Source organism: Isoptericola sp. NPDC060257 (genome assembly GCF_042726645.1).
Classification (GTDB): domain Bacteria; phylum Actinomycetota; class Actinomycetes; order Actinomycetales; family Cellulomonadaceae; genus Isoptericola; species Isoptericola nanjingensis.
This window is the reverse complement of record NZ_JBHXAW010000256.1, coordinates 1-6406: the sequence shown is the minus strand read 5'-3', so window position 1 is coordinate 6406 and position 6406 is coordinate 1. Positions and strand designations below refer to the sequence as shown.

Annotated in this window: 5 protein-coding genes; 2 read left to right on the top strand and 3 right to left on the bottom strand. The window is 75.7% G+C overall.

Going from position 1 to position 6406, the window contains the following annotated elements:
- Positions 1-49 precede the first annotated feature (49 nt).
- From ACFWEK_RS17285 to ACFWEK_RS17275, 3 genes are all read right to left on the bottom strand, one after another.
- Positions 50-2356, bottom strand: coding sequence for a hypothetical protein (locus ACFWEK_RS17285; protein ID WP_430554835.1), 2307 nt, complete (start codon positions 2354-2356; stop codon positions 50-52).
- A gap of 149 nt (positions 2357-2505) precedes the next feature.
- The gene (locus tag ACFWEK_RS17280) at positions 2506-3450 is read right to left on the bottom strand and encodes a hypothetical protein (RefSeq protein WP_430554834.1); all 945 of its coding nucleotides are present in this window, start codon (positions 3448-3450) and stop codon (positions 2506-2508) included.
- Position 3451: 1 nt separating this feature from the next.
- On the bottom strand, positions 3452-3910 hold the full coding sequence (locus ACFWEK_RS17275; protein WP_430544614.1) for an Lrp/AsnC family transcriptional regulator: 459 nt from the start codon (positions 3908-3910) through the stop codon (positions 3452-3454).
- A gap of 114 nt (positions 3911-4024) precedes the next feature.
- On the opposite strand from ACFWEK_RS17275, the gene ddaH reads away from it, so the two are divergent.
- Positions 4025-4942, top strand: a complete 918-nt coding sequence (gene ddaH / locus ACFWEK_RS17270; RefSeq protein ID WP_430554833.1) for a dimethylargininase — start codon at positions 4025-4027, stop codon at positions 4940-4942.
- On the top strand, positions 4939-6153 hold the full coding sequence (locus ACFWEK_RS17265; RefSeq protein ID WP_430554832.1) for an ornithine cyclodeaminase: 1215 nt from the start codon (positions 4939-4941) through the stop codon (positions 6151-6153). The genes ddaH and ACFWEK_RS17265 overlap by 4 nt, the downstream gene beginning before the upstream one ends.
- Positions 6154-6406 lie beyond the last annotated feature (253 nt).

The window sequence follows — 6406 nt, the reverse complement described above, 5'->3', positions numbered from 1 at the left end:
GATGCTCCCCTGAGCATCGGGCCGGGCCGTTCGGTGTGTCGATGCGCCGTCAGGCGCGACGACGCAGGTGCAGCACCAGGGCCGCCACCCCGCCCAGGAGGCCGAGCACCAGCAGCATCCCGCCTGCGAGCGCCGCCGTGTCCGCCGGGCTGGACTCCATCTCGGTGCGCATCGTGGTGGTGCCGTCCGCGAGCTCGACCGTCCCGGCCGCCAGCTCGCCGGCGCCGGAAGCCAGCTCCGCGCTGCCGTCGGAGAGCTCCGTGGCGCCCGACAGGAGCCGTCCCGCCCCGGCGGAGAGCTCGCCGGAGCCCATGGCGAGCTCCGTCGCGCCGTCGTCGAGACGCTCGCTGCCCTTGCGCAGCCGCTCGGCGCCCGCCGCGGCGTCGGTGGCGCCGGTCGCGAGCTCGTCCAGGCCGTCCTGAAGACGGCCGGCGCCCGCCTCCGCGTCGTCGAGCCCGGTCGCCAGACGCCACGCGCCCGCCTCCGCGTCGCCCAGCTTGGTGGAGAGACGCGTGCTGCCGGCGGCGACGTCGACGGCACCAGCCGCGAGGGCGGGCGTCTTGCCCGCGAGCTCGGCCGCACCCGTCGCCACCTGGTCCGTCCCTGCCGCAACCCGCAGCGAGCCCGCGGCCAGCGCATCGGCACCCACGGCGAGCTCCGCCGTCCCGGTGGCCAGGGAGCGTGCGCCGGTGTCTGCTGCCGCGACGCCGGCCGCGAGCGCTGCCGTCTTCTCGGCGATGGTCGCGTTGCCGGCCGAGACCCGCTGTGCACCGTCGTTCAGCGTGACGCTCTTGCCGGCGAGGTTCTTCATCCCCGCGTCGAGGTCGACGGAGCCGGCCGCGACCTTGCTCGCACCGGTGGCTGCAGCGCTGGCGCCTGCCAGGAGCCGCTTGCCACCGGCGAGGACGGCCGAGACGCCGTCGCTGACCCTGGCGGTACCGTCCGCGAGGCCGGCGGAACCGGCAGAGAGCCTCGTCGCTCCGGAGAGGAGGCCCTCCTTCTCGTCGTTGAGCCCCGCGTCGAGGAGCTGGGCGCCGTCGCGGAGGCTCGCCGCTCCAGCACCGAGCTTGTCCAGGGACCCGGCAAGCGTCGTCGCGCCGTCACGGCTCTGCGTGACACCGTCAGCGACCCCAGAGGCACCCGCCGCGACCTTCTCCGCCTGAGCGGCAAGGGCCTCGAGCCGTGCACGGGCGTCGGGGTCGGCGGTGGCAGAGGCGAGCTCCGTGAGCTGCCGGGCGATCCCGGACGTCCCGGCCGCGACGTTCGAGGCGCCTGCCTGAGCAGCCTTCAGGCCCTCGACCAGCTTCGCGCCGCCGGCCGCGGCCTCGTCGGTGCCAGCCGCGAGCCTCGTCGCGCCCGCGGCCGTGGTCGATGCACCGGCGGCGGCCTTCTGGGTGCCGGCGACCAGCGCCTCGGCGCCCGACGCCAGGGCGGCAGCTCCGTCGGAGGCGTCCTTCGCTCCCGCCTCCAGCTTGGGGCCGCCGTCCATGATCGAGTTCAGTCCCTCCGAGAGGCTGGCGACCCCGTCGGAGACTGCGGCCGCGCCGGTCGTGAGATCACCGGAGCCCTCGGCGAGCGCGCCACTGCCGTCGACGAGTGCCTTCGTGCCGTCGGCGACCGAGCTGGCCCCCGCCGCGAGCGGCTCCGCGCCGTCGGCGATGGCGCTCGAGCCGGTCGCAAGCTGCGTGGTGCCCGAGGCCAACGAGTCGGCGCCCTTGGCTGCGACCTGGTTGCCGTCGCGCAGGGCGAACGCCCCGCCCGCCACGATGAGGGCGCCGTCGGCGGTCTGGCCGGACCCGGTTGCCAGCCTGCCCGCCCCGGCGTCGGCACGGGCGGCGCCGTCGGCAACCTTCTCTGCGCCCGCGGCGAGGGTGGCGCTGCCGTCGTGGAGCTGCGACGTGCCGTCAGCGAGCTCACTGCTACCGGCGCGGAGCCGCATCGTGCCGTCGTGCAGCTCGACGATGCCGTCGGAGGCGCGGGTCGCCCCGGGGCTCAGGCGGTCGTTGAGCCCCTCGGACAGCTCGGCGGCGCCGGTGGTGAGCTGGGCCGTCCCGGCCGTGAGGTCGTCGGTCCCGTCGACGAGGCGGGCGGTGCCGTCGGACAGGTCGGACGTGCCGTCGGCGAGGGTGCCGGCACCCTCGGCGAGGCGGCCGCTGCCGTCGGACAGGTCGGCGGCTCCGTCGCGCACGGCGGTGGCGCCCGCGTCCAGGCGGGTGGCGCCGTCGGCGACCTTGCCGTCGAGCAGGACGAGCACCACGAGCGCGACGAGGGCCGCGAGCGCGAGCGCCGCGATGGCGGTGACCGTGGACGCGGCGTGGCCGCGGGGTCGGCGGGGTACGGGGGCGGTCGGGTTCATCGGGCCTCACTCCGGTCCGCGTCGTCGTCGACGCAGGCGTCCGCACGGCTCGGGGCCGTGGCCCGTCGTCGTCGACGGGTCTGGAGGGAGACTACTGAGGTTGCCTCAATAAGGGGAAGATGCGGGTGGATTTCACCCGCTCGACTGGCTCAGCCCCAGTCGCAGGCGTCGTGCACGAGGCCGTAGACGGCGGCGCGCTGCTCGTCGGTCATCGGCACGTAGATCACCGGCTGCGGCGCGCCGTCGACCTCGGCGTGCACGGGCAGGAACGTGCCGCGCTTGTCCTCCGCCACGACGTGCGGGTCGCAGCGCGCGGGCACGACGTCGAGCACGACCGCGCCGTCCGTCTGACCGGTCAGGTCGTCGCCCGTCCAGGCGGTGCCGGCGGCAGGGGAGAGCAGCGTCGTGCCGGAGACCTCGACGAGCCGTGCGTCGGGACCGCCGGGGACCGGCTCGACGGCGAGCGTGATGCGGCCGCCGGGCGCGTCGCCGTCGGGCGTGGGGACGTCCGCGGCGCGCACGTCGGTGACGCGCAGCGTGACCCCCGACGCGACGAGCCGCTCGGCGCACGCCTCCGCGTGCACGGCGGCGAGCCGGGCCAACGGGTCGGTGACGTCCACCTCGACGGTGGTCCCCGCGGGCGTGCTCCCCGGGGAGGCCTCGCCCGCCGCCAGGCGCACCGTCGCCGTCGCGACCGGCGTCGTCTGCGCGTCCGCGCCCGACCGGGCCGCGGGGGCGTCGGCGTCGCAGTCGACCTCCCCGAGCCGCAGCCGCACGTCGCGCCCGGCGCCGGGCGCGAGGGTGCGCGCGCGTGTCGGCCCGTCGGGGGCGCTCGGGCCGTAGCCCGGCGCGTCGAGAGTGCCGCCGAGCAGCGTCACCGCCTGGTCGGAGCCGTTGACGACGTGCAGCGTGGCCCGGCGGTCGGCGTACTGGGTGCGGTCCTGCCGCAGCTCGGCGCTCAGGCCCTGCGCGACGCCGCTCGGCAGCGGCGCGGCGTCGTCGCCCGGCGAGGTGCAGGCCGTCGCCGCGACGACGATGCCGAGACCCACGACGAGCCCGACGGCGAGCCCGACGCGGGCACGGCGGACCCGCACGTCACGCCCCCTCCGCCGACGACGAGCGCGCGGGGCGGTCGATGACGCGCGTCATGACCAGCGACGTGCGCGTCTTGTCCACGCGCGCGCTGCCGCGGATGGCCTCGACGGTGCGCTCCACGTCGGCCATGTTCCCGGCCATGATCTGCACCATCGCGTCGGCCTCGCCGGTCACGGTGTCGACCCGCACGATCTCGGGGATGGTCGCCAGGTCGCGGCGCAGCGTGGCCGGGGAGACGTTGCCGCGGCAGAACAGCTCCACGTAGGCCTCGACGCCCCAGCCGAGCTCCTCCGGCGCCACCCGCACCGTGAACCCGGTGATCTCGCCGCGCGCCAGCATCACGTCCACCCGCCGCTTCACCGCGGGCGCGGACAGCCCCACGTCGGCGCCGATGTCGGCGTAGGTCGCGCGCCCGTCGCGCAGCAGGTGGCCGACGATCCTGCGGTTCACCGCGTCCATGTCGCCACCATGCCCGAATTCTTCAGCCGCCGCGCACGATCCGTCACGTCGGCGCCCCGAACGCGCAACGGATCGTGCGTCGGGCGCAACGTCCGCGGCCCTAGCGTCCCGGTCATGACGGCCCTCACCACGCCGACGACGACGTCGGCCACGGTTCCCCAGCCCGCGAGCGCGGAGCGCACGGCGACCCCGCGCCGCTTCCTCATGTGCCCGCCCACCTACTTCGACGTGGTCTACGAGATCAACCCGTGGATGGACCTCGGCGTGCCGGTCGACGCCGGCCGGGCGCTCGCGCAGTGGGAGCACCTGCGCGCCACCTACGAGGCCCACGGCCACCACGTCGAGGTGATCGACCCCGTGCCCGGGCTGCCCGACATGGTCTACGCCGCGAACGGCGGCGTGGTGCTCGGCGGCCGCGCGCTGGCCGCCCGGTTCACCTACCCGGAGCGGCGGCCCGAGGGGATCGCGTACGAGAAGTGGTTCGCCGGCGCGGGCGACGGCGTCGTCAGCCTCGGCCAGGCGGCCGAGCAGAACGAGGGCGAGGGCGACCTGCTGCTCGTCGGCGACGTCATGCTCGCCGGCACCGGCTTCCGCACCTCCCGCGCCGCGCACGCCGAGGTCGCCGAGCTGCTCGGCGTCGAGGTCGTGACCCTCGAGCTCGTCGACCCCCGCTACTACCACCTCGACACGGCGCTCGCGGTGCTCGACGGCGGCCCGTCGCCGCTGGTCGCGTACCTGCCGGAGGCCTTCAGCCCGGCCTCGCAGGCCGTGCTCGCGGAGCGCTACCCGGACGCCGTCGTCGCCACCCCCGAGGACGCCGCCGTCCTCGGGCTCAACGCCGTCTCCGACGGGCTGCACGTGTTCCTCACCGACCGCGCCACCGGCATGCACGCCCGCCTGCGCGAGCGCGGCTTCGAGCCCGTCGGGGTCGACCTGTCCGAGCTGCTCAAGGGCGGCGGCTCCGTGAAGTGCTGCACCCTCGAGCTGCGTCCCGCCGTCGCCGCTCCCCTGAGCCAGGAGGCCCGCGCATGACCACGTCCACCAGCAGGCCCACCAGCAGGGTCCCGTTCCTCGACGTCGCGTCCATGGCGCGCTGGGTGGCTCACCGCGGCCCGGAGGCCCTCATCGGGCACCTCGTCGACGCCCTGGAGATCGACTTCGCCCGCTGGCCCGACCTGGACAAGCGCCCCCGCATCGCGTCGCACTCGCGCGACGGCGTCATCGAGCTCATGCCGACGTCCGACGACGTCACCTACGGCTTCAAGTTCGTCAACGGGCACCCCCGCAACCCCGCGCGCGGCTTCCAGACGGTCACCGCTTTCGGCGTGCTCGCCGACGTACGCAACGGCTACCCCACGTTCCTCGCCGAGATGACGCTGCTCACCGCGCTGCGCACCGCGGCGACGTCGGCGCTCGCCGCCCGCTACCTGGCGCGCTCCGGCTCGCGCACCCTCGCGCTGATCGGTGCGGGCTCGCAGTCGGAGTTCCAGGCCCTGGGGATGCGTGCGGCGCTCGGCATCACGCACCTGCGCGTCTGGGACACCGACCCCGGCGCGCAGGCGAAGCTCGCCCGGCACGCGCGCGCCCTCGGCTTCGAGGTGCACGAGGCGAGCAGCGGGGAGGACGCCGTCACCGGCGCCGACGTGATCACCACCTGCACGGCGGACAAGGCGAACGCGACGGTGCTCACGCACGACATGGTGTTCCGCCTCGCCCACCCGGGCGTGCACGTCAACGCCATCGGCGGCGACTGCCCCGGCAAGACCGAGCTCGACCCTGCGATCCTGCGCGACGCCGAGGTGTTCGTCGAGTACGAGCCGCAGACCCGCGTCGAGGGCGAGATCCAGCAGACGCCGGACCTCGTCGTCACCGAGCTGTGGGAGGTCGTGGCCGGGCGCCGCGACGGGCGCCGCGGCGCCCCCGCCACGGCGGGGCCGGGGGAGACGTTCGCGCGGCACGCGGGCGACCGGCACACCCCGGACGACACCACCGTGACGGTCTTCGACTCCGTCGGGTTCGCCGTCGAGGACTGGGCCGCGCTGCGGTTCGTGCGCGACGACGTCCCCGACGCCCTGCTGCAGCACCTGGACCTCGTCGCCGAGCCGGAGGACCCGAAGGACCTCTACTCGCTGGTGCTCGCGGCCGAGGACGACGACCGTGCCGACGCCCGCCGCGCGCTGGACCGGCTCATGGGGCTGGCCGGGCGCGGCCACGTCGAGGCGCTCGCGACCGCGCGGTCCTGACCTGGAACGCGTACCGCACCCCGGTCAGTTCCTCCGAGACCGACCAGAGCCGGCGGCCGACCTCGGGGTCGGTGACCCGGGGGATCAGCTCCACCTGCTTCGGCGCTCCGCGCAACTCGCCCAGGCCGTCCGGGCCGATGAACCGGCCGCTCTCCGCCTCCGGCGCCGTCGCCGCGTACAGCTGCGGGAGGGCGCCCTGTTCGTCGGGCGATGGACGCAGACGTCCATGGCCGACACGTGGGAGCAGCCCGAG

Bases quoted from the DNA above. Each gene is read 5' to 3' on its own strand.
- ddaH (WP_430554833.1), top strand. From the start codon at position 4,025: ATGACGGCCCTCACCACGCCGACGACGACGTCGGCCACGGTTCCCCAG.
- ACFWEK_RS17285 (WP_430554835.1), bottom strand. From the start codon at position 2,356: ATGAACCCGACCGCCCCCGTACCCCGCCGACCCCGCGGCCACGCCGCG.
- ACFWEK_RS17265 (WP_430554832.1), top strand. From the start codon at position 4,939: ATGACCACGTCCACCAGCAGGCCCACCAGCAGGGTCCCGTTCCTCGAC.
- ACFWEK_RS17275 (WP_430544614.1), bottom strand. From the start codon at position 3,910: ATGGACGCGGTGAACCGCAGGATCGTCGGCCACCTGCTGCGCGACGGG.